This is a genomic window from Mesorhizobium sp. M0815, assembly GCF_040319995.1.
Classification (GTDB): domain Bacteria; phylum Pseudomonadota; class Alphaproteobacteria; order Rhizobiales; family Rhizobiaceae; genus Mesorhizobium.
On record NZ_JAMYOU010000009.1, the window covers coordinates 89,442 to 108,253 of the forward strand.

Here is an 18,812-nt window from a genome sequence, read left to right on the forward strand (position 1 = left end):
GCGCGTGCTGTCCAGCGGGCAGAGAGGCAATCGCCCAGGTTTGCGCCGCCCCTCATTGCCCTGCCGGGCATTTCTCCCCGTATAGCGGCGGGGAGAAAGGGCTGACCGCAACCTCGGTCCCTTTTTTTGCGACGCCGGAAATTGGCGAAATCCTTGGCCACAGCGTCCTTCTCCCGTCACTATACGGGGAGAAGATGGCGGCAGCCAGATGAGCGGCGGCGCCGACGTTGACCGTCTCAGTTTTCTTCCAGCGGCCGGGTCTGGCCGGCGATCATCGCGCCGATGGCGTCGGTGTTCTCGGGCGTCGCCTCGAACGACATTGTCGGCTCTGCCGGCGCTGCCTCGAAGGAGGTGACAGGCCGTGCGCTCGCGGTCCCACCGAAACGGGCCGCATCGGGCTCCTGCATTGGTTCTTGCAGCGCCACCAGCACCGGCTTCTCCTGGGTGGGCTTCTCTGGGGCCGCCCTCTCCGGGGTCGCCATCCCGGCAGTCACCCTTGTCTGCTTTGCCGGCTGCGATGCGGCGGCGGTCACATAGGTCGCCTTGGCGAATGTCGGCTTGGCGTCGCGCGCCGGCTCGGCCGAGGCGACAAGTATGGCCTGAGCGGCAGGCGCTTGCGGCTTGGCCTGGGCCACGGCGACCACCGGTTCGTCCGGCAGCGGCTGCCAGTTGCGGCCGCGCTTTTCATAGAAGGCATTGCCGCCGGCGACCATGGTGTAGTGCATGTTCTTGTAGGGGAAGCGCAGGCCGGCGGTGTGGAAGTACATCGTGTTCTTCAGCTTGGCTTTGCGCTCGCCCTTGAGCACCGCCGCGGCGGCTTCCTCGACATCGGGCATCGCCTTCGAATTCATCGGCCGCGTCATGACGCCCGGCGCGAATTGGCCGCGCTCGCCAACGACCTGGCAGATGGTGTTGCCATGCTTGCCGGACCGCAGCCGGTTCATCACCACCGTGCCGACCGCAATCATGCCGTCACGGCTCGACCGGTTGGACTCGAAGAACATTGCCCGCTCCAGGCACTCCTTTTCCTTCGGCGTGGAATTGTAGGAACGCGAGCTCAGGAAACCCGGCGTAATGGCATCGGTCAGGCTGGACATGCCGTGCGAGGCGGTCTGACTGCAAGCGGCCAAAAACAGCGGCGAGATAACGACGCCGAGCCGCAACGGCGTCTTCCATCGGGTAGAGATCAACAGGCGTCCCCTCATTCTGCTGCCAGCCCGCCCCTGGTTGCGGCAAGAATGAGACACTTTCAGGCAAAAAGATGGCTAAAGCGTTATTAAGTGTGGGGAGTTGCCTAATAGACACAGCCGGCGGAAGAGCAAGCACTGGCTGCTGCACTCTTCGGCCACTGTAACGGCATACCGATTGACTAAAAGCGCGTCGCGTTCGACCGGCCTCAGGCGACGCGCTTTACGTTCTTGTTTCGATGCATGTCGTTACCGCAAAACCGCTGCACACTTTTGCGCGACATGCATTAGCCTTAGAAGGGCAGTTTCATTCCCGGCGGGATCGGCAGTCCCGCGGTCAGCGCCTTGGTCTTTTCCTGCATGGTTTGCTCGACCTTGGTCCTGGCGTCGTTGTGGGCAGCGAGAAGCAGATCCTCGAGAATCTCGACCTCGTCCTCCTTGAACAGCGACGGGTCGATCTTCAGCGACTTCATCTCGAATTTGCCGGTCAGCGTCACGCTGACCAGGCCGCCGCCGGCCTGTCCGGTGGCTTCCAGCGTGGCGATCTCATCCTGCATGGCCTGGAACTTGGCCTGCATTTCCTTTGCCTTGCCCATCAGGCCGAGAAGATCTTTCATCGCACGGTCCTTTGCAGTTGGTGCCGGTTGTTTCAGGTTTCGTCGTCGTCTGCCGGCGGCTCGACCGGCACTTCGCCCTCGGCCGCATCGGCCTCCGGCGCGTCGGGAATGCGCACGTCGATGATCTTGGCGCCGGGAAAGCGCGCCAGGATGGCGGCGACCGTCGGATCGCTCTTGGCATCGAGGAAGGCATTTTCGCGCTTTGTCGATTCCATCTCGGCCAAGGTCTGGCCGCCCTCTTCCTTCGACAGCGACACCAGCCAGTTGCGGCCGGTCCAGGCGCGCAATTTGGCGGTCAAATCGTTGAGCAGCATCTTCGGCGCATCGTCGGTCAGGCTGACGTCGATACGGCCGGGCTCGATGCGCACCAGGCGCACGCAACGCTTGACCAGCACCTTGAAGGCCATGTCGCGCTGGGCGTCGGCAAGGGCAACAATGTCGGCCAGCGATTTCACCGCCACCGGCGGCGCCTTGACCACCGGCTCCGGCGGAGCAACGAAATTGGTCGGCACCGGCTCGGGCTCGACCAGGCGCATCGACTGCGCGCCGCCATTGGCCGTCGGCATCCGCGTCTGCGCCACGGCACCGGCACCACCGCTTGCAGGCCCATGGCTTGCGGGTCCGGGGCTTGCGGGGCCGGGGCTTGCCGGCGCGCCATTCGCGCGCGGCGCGGAGCCGGGCAGCGAAACGCCGCTCTCCAGCGATCTCAGCGCCTCGTCCAGCGTCGGCAGGTCGGCGGCATGCGCCAACCGGATCAGCACCATCTCGGCGGCGCTGACTGGACGGTTGGAAGTCTGCACCTCGGGAATGCCTTTCAAAAGCATCTGCCATGTCCGCGACAGCACCTTGACCGACAGCGTCCTGGCGAAATCGGCGCCGCGCCGGCGCTCGTCCTCGGACAGCGAGGCGTCGTCGACAGCAGCCGGCACGAAGCGCAGACGGGTGACCAGATGGTTGAACTCGGCAAGGTCGGTCAGCACCGCGGCAGGATCGGCGCCGGTATCGTACTGGGCACGGAATTCGGCAAGCGCGGCGGCGACGTCGCCTTTCATGACATGTTCGAACAGGTCGACGATGCGGGCACGGTCGGCCAGGCCCAGCATGGCGCGGACCGCTTCGGCGCTGACCGCGCCGCCGCCATGGGCGATCGCCTGGTCGAGGATGGACTGCGCGTCACGCATCGAGCCTTCGGCCGCGCGCGCGATCATCGCCAGCGCATCGTCTTCGACTTCGATGCCCTCCAGACCCGCTATCCTGGCAAGGTCGGCCTTGATCATTGCCGCATCCATGCGCCTGAGGTCGAAACGCTGGCAGCGCGACAGGACGGTGATCGGCACCTTGCGGATTTCGGTGGTGGCGAAGATGAACTTGACGTGCGGCGGCGGCTCTTCCAGCGTCTTCAGCAGGCCGTTGAAGGCCTGGTTGGAAAGCATGTGCACTTCGTCGATGATGTAGACCTTGTAGCGCGCCGATACCGGGGCGTAGCGCACGCGTTCGATGATGTCCCTGATGTCGTCGATGCCGGTATGCGAGGCGGCGTCCATCTCGATGACGTCGACATGGCGGCCTTCCATGATCGCCTGGCAATGCTCGCCGAGCACGGCAAGGTCGACTGAAGGCTGGTCGACGGTCGATGTTTTATAGTTCAGGGCCCGCGCCAGTATGCGCGCGGTCGTCGTCTTGCCGACGCCGCGCACGCCGGTCAGCATCCAGGCCTGGGCGATGCGGCCGGTGGCAAAGGCATTGGTCAAGGTGCGGACCATCGGCTCCTGGCCGATCAGTTCGGAGAAATTCGACGGTCGGTATTTGCGCGCCAGCACGCGATAGGCGGCAGGCTTGTCCGATTTCCCGGCGTCGTTTCCGGCTTCGCTCATTCGCCCGTTAAGCTCCAAGGGCTGCCACTGGAGGCGGCCGATTCCTGCGCATAGTTTCGCCCGCACGGCTTGGCGCCGTCAATGTCGGGGCAAAAGGCGAAGAGGCGGGAGGCTGGAACAATGACCCGTTCCGGGCTCGTTAGGGCTGCTTCCTTCCGGACCTGACCCGGTTGGCGAGTGGACCGTCCACCACCAACCTCCCGGCCTCCATATCGGCAATCCGGCGATGAAATGCAAGTGCGGATGATAGGAGTCGTGCGCGACGGCGAAAGCTGAAACCAAAAACCCGCCTCGGCGGGCGGGTCGTTGGTGCGAATAATCACCATAGCGACATTAGTAGCATAGCTGCCGGCACAAAGCAAGAACAAAATGTGGCTGCGGTCAAAATTGTCGACCTCGGCGGGGCAGCGCCAACCGTATGCAATGCCCTGGTCCTCGGTTCTTCGCGCACAATCAGCGCCACGACGGCCAATGTTGCTTGCTGCCCCTTGCGGCCCCCCGGTAGCCGCTCTAGCGTCGATAAAGTTCAAAAAACGTCAAAATGCGAGGGAAACGCCGATGCTGCCGGGCCTCAAGGCAGGATTCACGCTTGACGCTCAGCTGGAAGCCGACAGCGAACAGCTGATGTGGCTCGGCCTGTGCGAATTGCGCGTCATGAACGACCGCCGCTGGCCGTGGCTGCTGCTGGTGCCGCAGCGGCCGGGCATCGAGGAAATCCACGACATGACGCCGCTCGACCAGGCGATGCTGACCTTCGAGACCAACATGGTGGCGCTGGCGCTGAAGCGGGTGACCGGCTGCACCAAGATCAACACCGGCGCGCTCGGCAACATCGTGCGGCAGTTGCACGTGCATGTTATCGCGCGCTCGGAAGGCGATCCCGGCTGGCCCGGCCCGGTGTGGGGGCACGGCCTGCGCGAGCCCTACCAGCGCTCCGACATTCGCAAGTTTGCGGAAAAGATCAAGGCAGCGCTATAAGCCTCTCCCGTGTCCATCTTGAACCTTCCCGAGTCCGCATGAGCTTTAGCCTGTTTGACGCGCCCTTGCGCGAGCCGAGCCAGTTCGTCGGCTTCGCCGGCAACATCATCGACCGGCAATCCGAAAACCGCGCCGACGATTCCGTCGAAAAGGCGCTCGCCGATCCGACGACTCGGCTTTTGCTGATGCATGGCGGCCGGCTCTATCTGAAGCTTGCGCAAGACGCATTCGATCCCTGGTTCGGCGTGGCCGAAAGCCGGCCGCTCGAGGCATCGCTCGAAAACGGCGTCCTGCTCGGTTTTTCCGAAAGTGGCCCGGTGCTGGCGGTGCCGGCCGCGGTCGAGCCCGAGCAGCTTCCCGAGACGATCAAGGCGATCGACTATCGCTCGGTCTATATGCAGGGGCTGATCGACGAAGCGGCGGCCGGCGCGCTGGCGCAAGGGGCGGCGCTGCTCGCCTGGCATGCCAGCCATCGCTTCTGCAGCAAATGCGGCACCGAAGCCGAGATGCGGGCCGGCGGCTACAAGCGGCATTGCCCGGCCTGCGGTACGGAGCACTTTCCGCGCACCGACCCGGTGGCGATCATGCTGACGGCGACGCGCGAAAAATGCCTGCTCGGCCGCGGCCGGCATTTCGGGCCCGGCATGTATTCGGCGCTCGCCGGTTTCATCGAGCCGGGCGAGACGATCGAGGCGGCGGTGCGCCGCGAAACGCTGGAGGAAGCCGGCATCCGGCTCGGCCGCGTCGTCTACCACGCCAGCCAGCCCTGGCCGTTTCCCTATTCGCTGATGATCGGCTGCTTCGGCGAACCGCTCAACGACGACATCCACCCCGACCTCAACGAGCTGGAAGACTGCCGCTGGTTCTTTCGCGACGAGGTGCTGTCGATGCTGGCCAGGGAACATCCGGGCGGCCTGGTGACGCCGCCGAAAGGGGCGATCGCCTATAACCTGATCCGCGCCTGGGCCGACAGCGCGTGACACGAAGACATCGCAGGAGCAAAAAATGATCCGTCACACCGTCGTGTTCACGCTAAAACACCCGCCGCACTCGCTTGAGGAAAAAAGGTTCCTCGCCGATGCCAAGAGGATCCTCACGGCGATAAAGGGCGTCACGCATTTCGAGCAGTTGCGGCAGGTCAGCCCCAAGAACGAGTACCGCTTCGGCTTCTCGATGGAGTTCGCCGATCAGCGGGCTTACTCCGGCTACAACGATCATCCCGACCACGTCGCCTTCGTCCGCGACCGCTGGATCCCCGAGGTCGAGGCGTTTATGGAGATCGACTACGTGCCGCTCGGCTGGGGCTGAGACGGGGAAGCGGCGCTCCAAAAAATCAGTACCCCGCGTCGCGGTCCACCACATTTTCCAGCGCTTCGCCGCGCTCGAAGGCGTCCATCTGGCGCAGCATGATCGGCGCCAGGTGGACCGGATCGGAAGTTGCCGCCGCATGCGGCGTCACGAACACTTTAGGATGGTTCCATAGTGGGCTGGTCTTCGGCAGCGGCTCGACCTCGAACACGTCGAGGCTGGCTTCCTTCAGCGTGCCGTCGTCCAGTGCGCGCAGAATGTCGGCGTCCTTCTGCAGCCTGCCGCGCCCGGCATTGATCAGCACCGAGCCGCCGAGGCCGTTGCGCTTGCGCAGCTCCTTCAGCACGCCGTGGTTGATGATGCCGTGCGTCTGCGGCGTCAGCGGCAGAAGCACCACCAGGATGTCGGTAGCGTTGAGGAACGGGATCAGGCCGGCCTCGCCCGCATAAGTCGAGACACCTTGCATCGGCCGATCGCTGCGCGACCAGCCATTGACCGGAAAGCCGAGCGACAACAGCACCGACGCCGCCGCGCGGCCGAGCGTGCCGAGCCCCATAATGCCGACCGAGATGTCGCTGGCCGGCCGCTGCTGCGGTTCGTGCCAGATCTTCTTCTGCTGCTGGGCGCGGTAGAGCATGCCCTGGCGATGGTGGTCGAGCACCCGCCAGACGACGTATTCGGTCATGTACTGGGTCAGGTTGTCGGCCACCACCTTGACGACCGGAACGTCGGGCAAGGTGGGATCGGCGAAGATGTGGTCGACGCCGGCGCCGATCGAGAAGATGGCGCGCAGATTGGGCAGCGACGACAACAGGTTCGGCCGCTGTTTCCACACCACCGCATAGGTGATCGACGGATCGGCGGCGCCATTCGGCTCGAGCACCACTTCGCGCTCCGCCGACAGCAGTTCGCGCCAGCGCAGCGGATGAATACCGGTGAGGGCAAGCAGGATGCGGCCTTTTTCCATTGCGGATTGTTTTTCCTTTTTACCAACAGCGTTCGCGTCCCGACGTGCAAGGGCGCGGCAGCGTTTTGATTTTGTGCATGATCTCTGGCGAAAATCTACTCGCTAACGATGCCGACCGGCGCCGTTTCGATCTTGAAGGCGGCCGAGATCAACGCCTTTGTATAGTCGGTCCGCGGGTTGCCAAAAATCTGTTCGGAAGGTCCGGCTTCGACGATCCTGCCATTGCGCATGACGATGACTTCATTGGCGAGCGCGCGGATGACCCTCAGATCGTGGCTGATGAAGAGATAGGCGAGGTCGTGCTTGGCCTGCAGGCTGCGCAAGAGGTCGACGACCTGCGCCTGCACGCTCATGTCGAGCGCCGAGGTCGGCTCGTCCAGCATGACGAAGCGCGGGTTGAGCACCATGGCGCGCGCGATGGCGACGCGCTGGCGCTGGCCGCCGGAGAATTCGTGCGGATAGCGGTTGCGCGTCGCCGGATCGAGGCCGACTTCCTGCAGCACGTCGACGACACGCTCGTCGCGCGCATCGGGCGACAGTTTCGGCTCGTGGATCTTCAACCCTTCCTCGATGATCTCGGCGACCGACATGCGCGGGCTGAGCGAGCCGAACGGATCCTGGAAGACGATCTGCAGTTCGCGCCGCAGCGGCCGCATTTCGTTGAAGGATAGCTGATCGATGCCGCGTCCGTTGAACTGGATATTCCCGGTCGACGAGATCATCCTGGCCAGCGCCAGGCCGAGCGTCGTCTTGCCTGAGCCGGATTCGCCGACGACGCCAAGCGTCTGACCGGCCCGCACGGTGACGTCGATGCCGTCGACCGCCTTCACATTGTCGACGGTGCGCCGGAAGAAGCCCTTCTTGATCGGAAACCAGACCTTGACGTCGTTGCCGACCATCACTGGCTTGGCGGCCTGATTGGCCGCCGGCGGCTTGCCCTTCGGCTCGGCGGCAAGCAGATGCCGGGTGTAGGCGTGCTGCGGATTGGCGAATATCTCCTTGGTCGGGCCGGTCTCGACGATCTTGCCCTTGGTCATCACGCAGACCCGGTCGGCGATCTTCCTGACGATGCCGAGATCGTGGGTGATGAACAGCATCGACATGTTCTTGCGGCTTTTCAGGCCGGCGAGCAATTCGAGGATCTGCGCCTGGACGGTGACGTCGAGCGCCGTCGTCGGCTCGTCGGCGATCAACAGTTCAGGCTCGTTGGCCAGCGCCATGGCGATCATGACGCGCTGGCGCTGGCCGCCGGAAAGCTGGTGCGGATAGGCGTCGAGCCGCTTCTCCGGTTCGCGGATGCCGACCTCGTGCAGAAGTTCCAGCGTGCGCGCCTTGGCGGTGCGATCGCCCAGGCCCTGGTGCAATTTCAGCACCTCGACGATCTGCTGCTCGATCGTGTGCAGCGGGTTGAGCGAGGTCATCGGCTCCTGGAAGATCATGGTGATCTTGTTGCCGCGCACGCGGCGCAAGTCTCTCTCGTCCGTGGCCAGCAGGTCGGCGCCGAGGAACAGGATCTTTCCCGAGGGGTGGCTGGCGGTCGGATAGGGCAGCAGCTTCAGCACCGACAGCGCGGTGACCGACTTGCCGGAGCCGGATTCGCCGACCAGCGCCACCGTCTCGCCCTTGGCAAGGTCGAAGGAAATATGGTCGACGGCGATCGACTGGTTGCCGCCTTGCGTGAAGGCGACGCTGAGGTCTCGTACGGAAAGGAGAGGGGCGGTCATGGCTCAACTTCCGCGACAACCCTGTCCAAGGCGGAAATTTCCGGTCGTATGATCGAAATTTTGGCTGCCATTTGAGGGGGGACGAGACGATTTGGTGCGATAGAATAGGTCTCTTTCAATCTCGTGTCCGCGGTCAGAAATTGTGTGCAGCCGAAGTGCATCGCTGTGGAAAGATGGATCGCGTCCGGTAATCTCAAGGAAAGGAATTCCGAACGCAACTGTGCTGCGTGCCAGAGAACCTCGCGAGTTATCGCCCCAATTGAGATGAAGGCATTGCCGATTGAAATATTGTCGTAGAGTTCGATCAGTCGATCATTGTTCTTTCTCATCAAGGGATCGACCATCAACTCTGCGAGCACGATCTCACTCGTCGCCAAGAAAAGCTGCTTTCTGCCGTCGTTCAGTGAAATGAGCTGAAGCAGTTTTTTTGCAAGCGCATCGTTGTTTTCAAAGGCATAGATGAAAATGTTGGTGTCGACATAAAGCCGGACTGCAGCCATCAATCCTCCCACTCATCGCGGAGGGCACGAACACGCGCGACAGCCTCGTCGAGGCTTGTTCCCGGCGCGTTGGCCTGAGCATTCCGCATGAGTTCAAGCAATTGTTCGCGGCCAAGAGGCCTGTTGGCCTCCTCTTCCACTGTCACTTTGACCGAGGCGCTCGGAGCTATGCCCCTTCGCAGTTCATCCGGGAGCTTCGATGCCGGGTAGTGTTGTTCAAGGATGACCCTATTCATAACCCTTTCCTTCCCCGACGTGCGGCTTGACGGACTGAACCGACGCCAACACCGTCATGGGTCCGGGTTCGCTCGATATCGGCCGGAATATAACATGCCGAATGCCAGCCCGCATCGCTCTCATCTGAACGTCTTGCGCGGATCGAAAGCGTCGCGGGTGGCCTCGCCGACGAAGACCAGCAGCGACAGCATCAGCGAGATGACGACGAAGCCGGAAATGCCGAGCCATGGCGCGTTGAGATTGCGCTGTGCCTGCTTCAACAACTCGCCGAGCGAGGCGGAGCCGGGCGGCAGGCCGAAGCCGAGATAGTCGAGCGAAGTCAGCGTCGAAATCGAGCCGCTGAGCAGGAAGGGCAGGAAGGTCAGCGTCGCCACCATGGCGTTGGGCAGCAGATGCCGGAACATGATGGTGATGTTGGACACGCCGAGCGCGCGCGCCGCATTGACATATTCGAAATTGCGGGCGCGCAGGAACTCGGCCCTTACTACGCCGACCAGTGCCACCCAGGAAAACAGCAGCATCAATCCGAGCAGGATGAAGAAGCCGGGCGGCAGGATGGCGGCGACGATCAAGAGCAGATACAGCACCGGGATGGCCGACCAGATCTCGATGAAGCGCTGGAACAGAAGGTCGGTCCAGCCGCCGAAATAGCCCTGCAAGGCGCCGGCCGCCACGCCGATCAGCGCCGAGCCGGCAGTCAGGACCAGGCCAAACAGCACCGAGACCCTGAATCCGTAGATGACGCGCGCCAGCACGTCGCGGGCCTGGTCGTCGGTGCCCAGCCAGTTCCAGTTGCCGACGTTGCAGTTGGGGTCCGCTTCGCCTTTCGGATACTGGTTGCAGCGCGTCTTCTTGTCGTAGAGCCAGGATGGCTTGGTCGGTGCTGCTTCGGGAATGGCATTGTTGACGGTCTGGTAGGAGTAGCGCACCGGTGGCCAGATCATCCAGCCATTGGCGTCGATCTCGTCCTGGATGACCGGGTCGCGGTAGTCGGTGACCGCATAGAAGCCGCCGAATTTCTCCTCGGGATAGGCGACCAGGACCGGAAACAGGATCTCGCCCTTGTAGGAGGCGATGATTGGCCTGTCGTTGGCGATCAGTTCGGAAACCAGCGACAGCACGAACAGGAACAGGAATATCCACAACGACCAGTAGCCGCGCCGGTTGGACTTGAAGTTCTGCAGGCGCCGCTGGTTGAGCGGCGACAGAAAGGGCCGCGCGATCCGAGGCGGCGCCGTTTCGGCTGTGGCCTGCGCCATCAGACGTCTCTCCGCTCGAAGTCGATGCGCGGATCGACCCAGGTATAGATCAGATCGGACAGCAGCCCGACGAACAGGCCAAGCAGCGAGAAGATGTAGAGATTGGCGAAGACCACCGGATAATCGCGCTGCACCACCGAGTTGAAGCCGAGCAGACCGAGGCCGTCGAGCGAAAAGATGTTCTCGATCAGCAGCGAGCCGGTGAAGAAGGCCGAGATGAAGGCGCCGGGAAAACCGGCGATGACGATCAGCATGGCGTTGCGGAAGACGTGGCCGTAGAGCACCTGCCGCTCCGACAGGCCCTTGGCGCGGGCGGTGACGACATATTGCTTGCGGATTTCCTCGAGGAAGGAATTCTTGGTCAAAAGCGTCGTCGTGGCGAAGGCCGACAATACCAGCGCGGTCAGCGGCAAGGTCATATGCCAGAAATAGTCGACGATCCGCGCCGGCCACGACAGCTGGTCCCAATTGTCGGAGGTGATGCCGCGCAGCGGAAACCAGTCCCAGAACGAGCCGCCGGCAAACAGCACCATCAGCAAGATGCCGAACAGGAAGCCGGGAATGGCGTAGCCGACGATGACGACGCCGCTGGTCCAGACGTCGAAGGTGGAGCCGTCCTTGACCGCCTTGCGGATGCCGAGCGGGATCGAGATCAGGTAGGACAAAAGCGTGATCCACAGCCCGATCGAGATCGACACCGGCATCTTTTCCAGGATCAGGTCGAGCACCGAGATGTCACGGAAATAGCTGTCGCCGAAATCGAAGCGGAGATAGTTCCACAGCATCATGCCGAAGCGCTCGAGCGGCGGCTTGTCGAAGCCGAACTGCTTCTCCAGCTTCTTGATGAATTCCGGATCGAGCCCTTGCGCGCCGCGGTATTTCGAGCCGACGTCGCCGGCCACGTCGACATTGCCGCCGCCGGCATCGCCGCCGCCGCCGCCGAGGCGATCGCTGCCGCCCTGGTTCGTCAGCCTGGCAATGACCTGCTCGACCGGCCCGCCAGGCGCGAACTGGATGACGGCGAAGGACACCGCCATGATGCCGAACAGGGTCGGGATCATCAACAGGATGCGGCGCAGTATATAGGCGCCCATCAGTTTTTACCCTCCTTAGGGAGGACCACTGTGGCTGGGGGTGCCCCCGAGGCAATCGCTTCAGGCCAATTGTCGACGCCGGCGCCGCCTCTCGTTGTCCTGCCGGACATTTCTCCCCGTATAGTGACGGGGAGAAAGGGGCTGGCCGTAGTCTCGGCGCTTTTGTTGCCATGTTTGTGGTTGGCGAAATCCTCGATGAAAGCCCCCCTCTCCCCGTCGCTATACGGGGAGAGGATGCCGGCAGGCAGGTGAGGGGCGGCGCCAACGCCCGCAAGAAATTCAGCCTTTGCCAATCTTTGCCGCCTTGTCCCTGTCGAACCACCACAGCGCTTCCATCGCGAAGCCGTAGTCGGGTTTCGTTTCGTCGAAACCGAACATGTCCCAGAAGGCCACGCGGTGATTCGCCGAATACCAACTAGGAATCCAGTCCATGCGCGCGCGCAAGACCCGATCCAGCGAACGCAGCACTGTCGTCAGTTCCCGACGGTTTTTGACGCGGTCTATCGCCTCGACAAGCATGTCGATCGCCGGGTCTGCCGTGCCGGACAGATTGCGCGATCCCTGCAGGTTGGCCGAGCGTGAATGGAAGATGCCGTCCATTCCCTCCCGTGTTGGCGTCGGCGAGAACAGCACCGCCATCGCTATCATGTCGAAATCGAAGCTCGCCTGCCTGGCTTGGTGCTGTGCCGACTCGACCAGGCGGATTGAGGCGTCGAAGCCGATGGCCTTCAAATTCTCTGCCCACGGCCCATAGATGCGCACCAAACCTTCGTCGTCAGCAAGGATTTCTAACCTGAAAGTTTCGCCGGCGGCATTCTGGAAAAATTGACCGGACCGTTTCCATCCCGCGTCAGCCATCAGCTTTTGCGATGCGCGCAGCAATTTCCGGTCACGGCCGCTGCCGTCGGATGGGGGCAGAGCATAGACTTCGCCGAAGACTTCAGGCGCAAGCTTGTCGCGAAGCGGTTCCAGCAGCGTCAGTTCGTCAGGAGACGGTACGCCGGTGGCTTTGAATTCCGATCGTTCGAAATTGGATTGCGAACGATCATAGAGGCCGTAGAACAGCGATTTGTTGGTCCATTCGAAATCGAAGCACAACGCAATGGCGCGGCGCACGCGCATGTCCCGAAACCGTTCGCGCCGCTGGTTCAAGGCTGTCGCGTACATTAACGGGCGCTTTTCGGAAGGAAACTCGCGTTTAACCACCTTGCCCGCGGTGAGCGCCGGAAAATCGTAGCCGGTAGCCCATACGCGCGACGTTGCCTCTTCGCGGAAATGGACTTCGCCCTTCTTGAAAGCCTCGAAAGCCGCCTGACGGTCGCCATAGAACTCTATGCGCAGCTTGTCGAAATGGAACTGTCCTTTATTGACCGGCAGGCCGCGGCCCCAATAGTCCACGACGCGCTCGAACTCGATTGTCTGTCCCGGACGCACCAACCCGACCTTGTAAGGGCCGGATCCGAGCGGCGCCTTCATGCGGGAGCTGTCAAACGGGGCGATCGCGAAATATGCCTTGGAGAGGATCGGGAACGTTGCGACATCCAGGATGGTGCGTTCCGATTGCTTGCCCGAAAAAGTCAATCTCAGCGTTCCAGTATCGGCGGCGACGGCTTGGGTCATCTCACGGAGCGGCAGCGAGAGATCGGGATGGCCCTGATCCTTGAAAAGGGTGAACGTATATGCGGCATCCTCTGCGGTCAGCGGCGAGCCGTCATGCCAGCGCGCCTGCGGGCGCAGGGCGAACTCGAACATGTTGCGGTCCGCCGAGATCGTCACGCTTTCAGCCAGCAGTCCATAGATGGAATCCGGCTCGTCCTGTGCGCCGGTCATGAGCGAATCGAAACACATTTCCATGCGCGGCGGGGCGTCACCCTTGGGCACGAAGCTGTTCAGCGTGTTGAAGGTGTAGGGATTCTGGTTGAACACCCATTGCGATGGGCCGAAATTGAAGATGCCGCCCTTGGGCGCGTCGACATTCACATAGTCGAAATGCGGGAAATCAGGAGGATATTTGAGATCGCCGAACGCCGACAACCCGTGCAGTTTCACGCCGGTCGGGATCGCGGCGAAAGCCCGGCCCGGCAGCCATGAAGCTGCCGCGGCGGCACCACCCAGGGCGAGGAAGCCGCGACGAGGCAGCGCTGCCATCAATTGCCACTCTTGTATTTGGCCGCCAGCGCCTTTTCCTTGACCGGATCGACCCACCAGGAATCCGTGTCCACGCCTAAATAGGCAGGCTGCTTTTCAGGCATGCCGAACTTGTTCCAGTAGGCCAGCCAGACCACGGGCCTGTGCCATTGCGGCACGACATAGTAATTCCACAACAGCACCCGGTCGAGCGCATGGGTGGCAGCAACCAGATCGTCGCGGTCGGTGGCGTAGATAACGCGGTCGACCAGCGCGTCGACAATCGGATCCTTAATGCCCATCAGATTGCGTGAGCCAGGTGCGTCGGCGGCTTTTGAACTCCAGAAGTCGCGTTGCTCGTTGCCGGGCGAATCCGACTGTGGGAAGATCCCCGTCACCATGTCGAAGTCGAAGCTACGGGTGCGGTTCACATATTGACTGGGGTCAACAATGCGAAGTGCGGCATCAATACCGATCTTTCGCAAATTATCGACGTAGGGATTTGCGATGACTTCGTCTGTCGGGTCCCGTCCCAGGATCTCCAGCTTGAATTGCTGGCCCGTTTGGGCATTGACCATTTTGCCGCCCTTGATGACCCAACCAGCCTTGGCGAACAGGTCGACCGCGGACTTCAGGTATTTACGCTCCGCCTGCGGCGTGTCGTAGACCGGCAGTTTGAATTCCTCGGTGAACACTTCAGGCGGCAGCTTGTCACGATATTGCTCGAGAATCTCCAGCTCCTTGCCTTTCGGCAGGCCGCTGGACGCCAGGTTGGTGCCCTGGAAATAGCTGCTCGTGCGGGTGTTAAGACCGAAGAACAGCGTACGATTCATGCTTTCGAAATCGAGCACGTCGGTCAACGCCTCGCGTATGCGTCGATCCTGAAACTGCGGACGTCGCAGATTAAGCGCGAAACCCTGCATCGGCTCGGGCGACTCGGTCTTGAACTCCCTCTTGATGACGTCGCCTTGCTTGATCGCGGGAAAGTTATACGCCGTCGACCAGCGTCTGGAGCTGTTTTCCGCGTTGATGTCCTCAAGCCCACCCTTGGTGAATGCCTGCCAAGCCGCATTCTCATCGAGGATGTAGGTGTACCGCTTCGTGTCGAAATTCTCTCGGCCGATCTTCACCGGCAACTTGGCGGCCCAATAGTCAGGCACGCGCTGCCATACAATTTCCGAACCTGGCTTGAAGCTGGCGATCTTGTAAGCGGCCGAACCCAGCGGCGGCTCCAGCGTCGGCCGGGTGACGTCGCGCTTCTTGCCGTTGGCGTCAGTGCCATCCCACCAGTGCTTGGGCAGTACGACGAGGTCGCCGAGAATCTTGGGCAGTTCGCGATTGCCCTTCTGGCTGAAATGGAACTCGACCTCACGATCGGAGATTGCGACCGCATCGGTAACGTTCTCGAAATAACGGCTGTATTGCGGGCTGTTGGCCTTTAGCACCTGGAACGACCAGATCACGTCGTCGACGGTGATCGGCTGGCCGTCATGCCACTTCGCCCGCGGATCGAGCCGGTAGGTCGCCGAGGAATAATCGGCCGGATATTTATAGGCTTCAGCGACCAGCGAATGGCTGGTGCTGCCTTCGTCGGTCGCCTGCTCCATTAGCGTGTCGTAGAGCAGACCGCCGCCAAAAGGGACGAAGCCAGCGGCGGCAGAACCCTGGACGATGTAGGGATTGAAGCTGTCAAACGTGCCGGGCGCCACCGAATTCAGCGTGCCGCCCTTGGGTGCATCCGGATTGATGTAATCGTAGTGCTGGAAGTTGTCGCCATATTTGGATTCGCCGATCAGCGACGAGGTCGTGCGCCATTCGTCCGCGAGGGCCGCCTGCGGGCCGCCGGCAAAAGCAGCCAGCATAAGCACCGATTTCAGAAGCGTCCGCGCTCGGCCAACCGTCATGCGTTCTCCTCTTCGCGATATAGCGCCGTCACGATAGCGTCTGGGCCCAATCTAGATCATTTGGCGCCGCTGAAAACCGCAACCGAGCGGCTTTGTCGTCGCATATGCATTTTTCCTAACGAAAAAGCCGGGCTGAACCCGGCTTTTTCAAGGATTATGTCATTACAGTTTTGTTATTTTGCGGGTGCAGCCGGAGCGGCTGGCGCCGCGCCTTCTGCCGGCTTGGCAGGGGCTGCACCTTCGGCCGGCTTGGCGGGCGCGTTTTCGGCCGAGGCGCCGGGCGCCGGCAGCGGCTTCGGATTGTCCGACAGCGTGCGCAGATAGGCGATGACGTTGGCGCGGTCCTCATCCTTCGGCAGGCCGGCGAAGCCCATCGCCGTGCCCTTCACGAACTTCTTCGGCGAGGTGATGAAGTGGTTGAGGTTGTCGTAGGTCCACTTCTCGCTGCCGCCCTTGGAGAACTCCTTCATGCCGGCAGAATAGGCAAAGCCCTCATGCTCGGCGACCGGACGGTCGATGATGTCCCACAGATCGGGGCCCACCTTGTTGGGGCCGCCCTTTTCGCCGGAATGACAGGCCTGGCATTTCTTGAAGACGGCGGCGCCCGCTTCGGCGTTGGCGGTGGTCAGCAGCTCGGCGATCGGCTTGGCCTCCGCGGCGGGAGCGGCCGGGCCGCCTTCGGCAGGCTCGGTCGCCTCGATGGCAAAGCCGGGCTTTTCCGGCGCCGGCGAGGCAAACAGCGCGTCGGACACGATGCCAACGGAAAAGACAATGAACACCGTGCCGAGGAAAGCGGCGAGCAGCTTGTTGACTTCGTTGGAATCCATACGCCCCAGGCTCCCTTTTCCGGCGGACCGATCCGTCCACTCCGTCCGTCGGTATCGTGAACCACCCTGCGAGGCGGTCAAATCGCGCGGAAACTAGGTCTTTTGCTCCGGCGTTGCAACACCTATAAGGGCGCTGCCAGTGAGACCTTTTGCCACTTTTGTCCTCCTCTTTTTCGAGCCCCTGCCCGCCTCATGTCCACCCTCATCCTGATCCCGGCCCGCATGGCCTCGACCCGCCTGCCGGGCAAGCCGCTGGCCAACATCGCCGGCACTCCGATGATCGTCCACGTCGCCCGCCGTGCTGCCGAGGCCGGCCTCGGCCGGGTCGTCGTCGCCACCGATACGCAAAGCGTTGCGGAGGCGGTGCGCGCGCATGATTTCGAGGCGGTGATGACGCGGGCGGACCACGAAACCGGCTCCGACCGCATCTTCGAAGCGCTGACCATTCTCGACCCTGGCAACAGCGTCGAGACCATCGTCAATGTGCAGGGCGATCTGCCGACCATCGAGCCCCTTGTTATCGGCGCCGCGCTTAAGCCTTTCGAGAACGCAGCGGTCGACATCGCCACGCTCTGCGTCGAGATCGTCCGCGACGAGGAAAAGACCAATCCGAACGTCGTCAAGCTGGTCGGCTCGCCACTCTCGGCGACGCGGCTCAGGGCGCTCTATTTCACCCGCGCCACCGCCCCCTGGGGCGAAGGCCCGCTCTACCATCATATCGGCCTCTATGCCTATCGCCGCGCCGCACTCGAACGCTTCGTTGCGCTGAGGCCGTCGCCGCTGGAGCGCCGCGAGCGGCTGGAGCAGTTGCGGGCGCTCGAGGCCGGCATGCGCATTGATGCGGAGATCGTGCAGTCGGTGCCGCTTGGCGTCGATACGCCGGACGATCTCGAACGCGCCAGGGCGCTCCTTTCCAACTAAGAAATTCTTCCCCCAATTCCCGAGACTCTGCGCATGCCTGAAAAGACCAACAAAATATCCTTCCAGGGCGAGCCGGGCGCCAATTCCGACACCGCCTGCCGCAACATGTTCGCGTCGATGGAGCCGTTGCCGTGCCCGACCTTTGAGGACGCCTTCAACGCCGTCGAGACCGGCAAGGCCGATCTGGCGATGATCCCGATCGAGAACACCATTGCCGGCCGCGTCGCCGACATCCATCACCTCTTGCCGGAATCGAAGCTGCACATCATCGGCGAATATTTCCTGCCGATCCACTTCCAGCTCATGGTGCTGCCCGGCGTCAGGCGCGACGAGATCCGGACCGTGCACAGCCACATCCACGCGCTCGGCCAATGCCGCAAATACATCCGCAAGAACGGCTGGAAGGCGACGGTTGCCGGCGACACGGCGGGCGCCGCCAAGATGGTCGCCGCGATGAAGGACCGCACCATGGCCGCGCTGGCGCCGGCGCTGGCCTCGACGCTCTACGGGCTCGACATCATCGAGGAGAATGTCGAGGACACCGACAGCAACGTCACCCGTTTCGTCGTGCTGACCAAGAACAAGCAATGGGCCGAACGCCCCTCGGCCGACGCCAAGATGATGACGACCTTCATCTTCCGCGTCCGCAACGTGCCTGCCGCGCTCTACAAGGCGATGGGCGGCTTCGCCACCAACGGCATCAACATGACCAAGCTGGAAAGCTACCAGCTCGGCGCGTTTACGGCGACGCTGTTCTACGCCGACATAGAGGGCCATCCCGACGACCCGCTGGTGAAGCTGGCGCTCGACGAGCTCGCCTTCTTCTCGCGCGAAATGCGCATTCTCGGCGTCTACCCCGCCAGTGCCTCGCGCGAGCAATGGAAGGTGGCGGATTAGGGTCCGGTCAGGTCAGGCTGAGCTTGTTCTGCTTGGCCGGCTTGCCGCATTCGCGGCGGCTGATCGACCGGTTCATGGCGTCGATCTTGCCGCTTGCCTGGTCGGCGTCACGTTTGGCTTTTGAGCGCATGTCCGGCGTGAACGGGCCGAAGCCCGTCGCCGGGTTGGAGAAGGACGGCTTGGCGTCCACCGGCAAATGATATTGCTGCGCCAGGCCGTTTCGTTGCGCCAGCAATTGGTCGCAAGGCACCTTGTCATATAGCAGCGAGGACTGGACGTTTTCGTCCTGCCGTTCGGACATCGAATTGCCGACGCAGCCGGCCATCGCCAGGCAAGATGCCAAGACCATCATGTTCCAGCGCATGAACGTGCTCCTTGTCTTTCGCAGCTG

At 62.4% G+C, this 18,812-nt stretch carries 18 protein-coding genes and 1 other RNA gene; 5 read left to right on the forward strand and 14 right to left on the reverse strand.

Annotated features, from left to right (window positions below):
- Positions 1-236: 236 nt before the first annotated feature.
- The 4 genes from NKI01_RS12850 to ffs all read right to left on the reverse strand — a co-directional run bounded on the left by NKI01_RS12850 (position 237) and on the right by ffs (position 3,879).
- The gene (locus tag NKI01_RS12850) at positions 237-1,190 is read right to left on the reverse strand and encodes a cell wall hydrolase (protein ID WP_023719592.1); all 954 of its coding nucleotides are present in this window, start codon (positions 1,188-1,190) and stop codon (positions 237-239) included.
- Between the two features lie 290 nt (positions 1,191-1,480).
- A complete protein-coding gene (locus tag NKI01_RS12855) occupies positions 1,481-1,804 on the reverse strand; it encodes a YbaB/EbfC family nucleoid-associated protein (RefSeq protein WP_023719593.1) in 324 nt (107 codons plus the stop codon).
- A gap of 32 nt (positions 1,805-1,836) precedes the next feature.
- Entirely contained in the window at positions 1,837-3,678 is a 1,842-nt protein-coding gene (locus tag NKI01_RS12860) for a DNA polymerase III subunit gamma/tau (protein ID WP_352963353.1), read from the reverse strand.
- A gap of 104 nt (positions 3,679-3,782) precedes the next feature.
- Positions 3,783-3,879: signal recognition particle sRNA small type (gene ffs, locus NKI01_RS12865), an RNA gene on the reverse strand.
- A 357-nt stretch (positions 3,880-4,236) separates the two neighbouring features.
- On the opposite strand from ffs, the gene NKI01_RS12870 reads away from it, so the two are divergent.
- From NKI01_RS12870 to NKI01_RS12880, 3 genes are read left to right on the forward strand one after another with little or no spacing between them, the layout of a single operon-like run.
- On the forward strand, positions 4,237-4,656 hold the full coding sequence (locus NKI01_RS12870) for an HIT family protein (RefSeq protein WP_023717834.1): 420 nt from the start codon (positions 4,237-4,239) through the stop codon (positions 4,654-4,656).
- Positions 4,657-4,694: 38 nt separating this feature from the next.
- On the forward strand, positions 4,695-5,636 hold the full coding sequence (nudC, locus tag NKI01_RS12875; RefSeq protein ID WP_023717835.1) for an NAD(+) diphosphatase: 942 nt from the start codon (positions 4,695-4,697) through the stop codon (positions 5,634-5,636).
- A 25-nt stretch (positions 5,637-5,661) separates the two neighbouring features.
- The gene (locus tag NKI01_RS12880; protein ID WP_352483257.1) at positions 5,662-5,964 is read left to right on the forward strand and encodes a Dabb family protein; all 303 of its coding nucleotides are present in this window, start codon (positions 5,662-5,664) and stop codon (positions 5,962-5,964) included.
- A gap of 25 nt (positions 5,965-5,989) precedes the next feature.
- Here the strand turns inward: NKI01_RS12880 and NKI01_RS12885 are convergent, their stop codons facing one another.
- The 9 genes from NKI01_RS12885 to NKI01_RS12925 all read right to left on the reverse strand — a co-directional run bounded on the left by NKI01_RS12885 (position 5,990) and on the right by NKI01_RS12925 (position 16,603).
- On the reverse strand, positions 5,990-6,931 hold the full coding sequence (locus tag NKI01_RS12885) for a 2-hydroxyacid dehydrogenase (protein ID WP_023717837.1): 942 nt from the start codon (positions 6,929-6,931) through the stop codon (positions 5,990-5,992).
- A 95-nt stretch (positions 6,932-7,026) separates the two neighbouring features.
- Positions 7,027-8,655, reverse strand: a complete 1,629-nt coding sequence (locus NKI01_RS12890; RefSeq protein WP_352483258.1) for an ABC transporter ATP-binding protein — start codon at positions 8,653-8,655, stop codon at positions 7,027-7,029.
- Positions 8,652-9,155: a type II toxin-antitoxin system VapC family toxin gene (locus NKI01_RS12895; RefSeq protein WP_352483259.1), complete on the reverse strand. Its 504-nt coding sequence runs from the start codon at positions 9,153-9,155 to the stop codon at positions 8,652-8,654. Before NKI01_RS12895 ends, NKI01_RS12890 begins: the two co-directional genes overlap by 4 nt.
- A complete protein-coding gene (locus tag NKI01_RS12900) occupies positions 9,155-9,391 on the reverse strand; it encodes a hypothetical protein (RefSeq protein ID WP_352548783.1) in 237 nt (78 codons plus the stop codon). Before NKI01_RS12900 ends, NKI01_RS12895 begins: the two co-directional genes overlap by 1 nt.
- Before the next feature lie 120 nt (positions 9,392-9,511).
- Positions 9,512-10,651, reverse strand: a complete 1,140-nt coding sequence (locus NKI01_RS12905) for an ABC transporter permease (protein WP_352590825.1) — start codon at positions 10,649-10,651, stop codon at positions 9,512-9,514.
- Positions 10,651-11,745 (reverse strand): microcin C ABC transporter permease YejB, encoded by a 1,095-nt coding sequence (locus tag NKI01_RS12910; RefSeq protein WP_352522742.1) that lies wholly within the window; start codon positions 11,743-11,745, stop codon positions 10,651-10,653. Before NKI01_RS12910 ends, NKI01_RS12905 begins: the two co-directional genes overlap by 1 nt.
- 279 nt (positions 11,746-12,024) lie before the next feature.
- Entirely contained in the window at positions 12,025-13,893 is a 1,869-nt protein-coding gene (locus NKI01_RS12915; protein WP_352493746.1) for an extracellular solute-binding protein, read from the reverse strand.
- Entirely contained in the window at positions 13,893-15,776 is a 1,884-nt protein-coding gene (locus NKI01_RS12920; protein WP_352963361.1) for an extracellular solute-binding protein, read from the reverse strand. Before NKI01_RS12920 ends, NKI01_RS12915 begins: the two co-directional genes overlap by 1 nt.
- A 173-nt stretch (positions 15,777-15,949) precedes the next feature.
- Positions 15,950-16,603, reverse strand: coding sequence for a c-type cytochrome (locus NKI01_RS12925; protein ID WP_352483264.1), 654 nt, complete (start codon positions 16,601-16,603; stop codon positions 15,950-15,952).
- Positions 16,604-16,795: 192 nt separating this feature from the next.
- On the opposite strand from NKI01_RS12925, the gene NKI01_RS12930 reads away from it, so the two are divergent.
- Both NKI01_RS12930 and NKI01_RS12935 read left to right on the forward strand, forming a co-directional pair.
- A complete protein-coding gene (locus tag NKI01_RS12930) occupies positions 16,796-17,524 on the forward strand; it encodes a 3-deoxy-manno-octulosonate cytidylyltransferase (RefSeq protein ID WP_023717846.1) in 729 nt (242 codons plus the stop codon).
- Between the two features lie 33 nt (positions 17,525-17,557).
- Positions 17,558-18,421: a prephenate dehydratase gene (locus NKI01_RS12935; protein WP_352963364.1), complete on the forward strand. Its 864-nt coding sequence runs from the start codon at positions 17,558-17,560 to the stop codon at positions 18,419-18,421.
- 7 nt (positions 18,422-18,428) lie between these two features.
- Here NKI01_RS12935 and NKI01_RS12940 read toward each other — a convergent pair whose 3' ends face one another.
- Positions 18,429-18,785: a hypothetical protein gene (locus NKI01_RS12940; protein WP_352908621.1), complete on the reverse strand. Its 357-nt coding sequence runs from the start codon at positions 18,783-18,785 to the stop codon at positions 18,429-18,431.
- Positions 18,786-18,812: the final 27 nt, after the last annotated feature.

Coding starts and splice junctions, on each gene's coding strand:
- NKI01_RS12855 (WP_023719593.1), bottom strand. CDS start 1,804: ATGAAAGATCTTCTCGGCCTGATGGGCAAGGCAAAGGAAATGCAGGCC.
- NKI01_RS12860 (WP_352963353.1), bottom strand. CDS start 3,678: ATGAGCGAAGCCGGAAACGACGCCGGGAAATCGGACAAGCCTGCCGCC.
- NKI01_RS12870 (WP_023717834.1), top strand. CDS start 4,237: ATGCTGCCGGGCCTCAAGGCAGGATTCACGCTTGACGCTCAGCTGGAA.
- nudC (WP_023717835.1), top strand. CDS start 4,695: ATGAGCTTTAGCCTGTTTGACGCGCCCTTGCGCGAGCCGAGCCAGTTC.
- NKI01_RS12880 (WP_352483257.1), top strand. CDS start 5,662: ATGATCCGTCACACCGTCGTGTTCACGCTAAAACACCCGCCGCACTCG.
- NKI01_RS12885 (WP_023717837.1), bottom strand. CDS start 6,931: ATGGAAAAAGGCCGCATCCTGCTTGCCCTCACCGGTATTCATCCGCTG.
- NKI01_RS12890 (WP_352483258.1), bottom strand. CDS start 8,655: ATGACCGCCCCTCTCCTTTCCGTACGAGACCTCAGCGTCGCCTTCACG.
- NKI01_RS12895 (WP_352483259.1), bottom strand. CDS start 9,155: ATGGCTGCAGTCCGGCTTTATGTCGACACCAACATTTTCATCTATGCC.
- NKI01_RS12900 (WP_352548783.1), bottom strand. CDS start 9,391: ATGAATAGGGTCATCCTTGAACAACACTACCCGGCATCGAAGCTCCCG.
- NKI01_RS12905 (WP_352590825.1), bottom strand. CDS start 10,651: ATGGCGCAGGCCACAGCCGAAACGGCGCCGCCTCGGATCGCGCGGCCC.
- NKI01_RS12910 (WP_352522742.1), bottom strand. CDS start 11,745: ATGGGCGCCTATATACTGCGCCGCATCCTGTTGATGATCCCGACCCTG.
- NKI01_RS12915 (WP_352493746.1), bottom strand. CDS start 13,893: ATGGCAGCGCTGCCTCGTCGCGGCTTCCTCGCCCTGGGTGGTGCCGCC.
- NKI01_RS12920 (WP_352963361.1), bottom strand. CDS start 15,776: ATGACGGTTGGCCGAGCGCGGACGCTTCTGAAATCGGTGCTTATGCTG.
- NKI01_RS12925 (WP_352483264.1), bottom strand. CDS start 16,603: ATGGATTCCAACGAAGTCAACAAGCTGCTCGCCGCTTTCCTCGGCACG.
- NKI01_RS12930 (WP_023717846.1), top strand. CDS start 16,796: ATGTCCACCCTCATCCTGATCCCGGCCCGCATGGCCTCGACCCGCCTG.
- NKI01_RS12935 (WP_352963364.1), top strand. CDS start 17,558: ATGCCTGAAAAGACCAACAAAATATCCTTCCAGGGCGAGCCGGGCGCC.
- NKI01_RS12940 (WP_352908621.1), bottom strand. CDS start 18,785: ATGCGCTGGAACATGATGGTCTTGGCATCTTGCCTGGCGATGGCCGGC.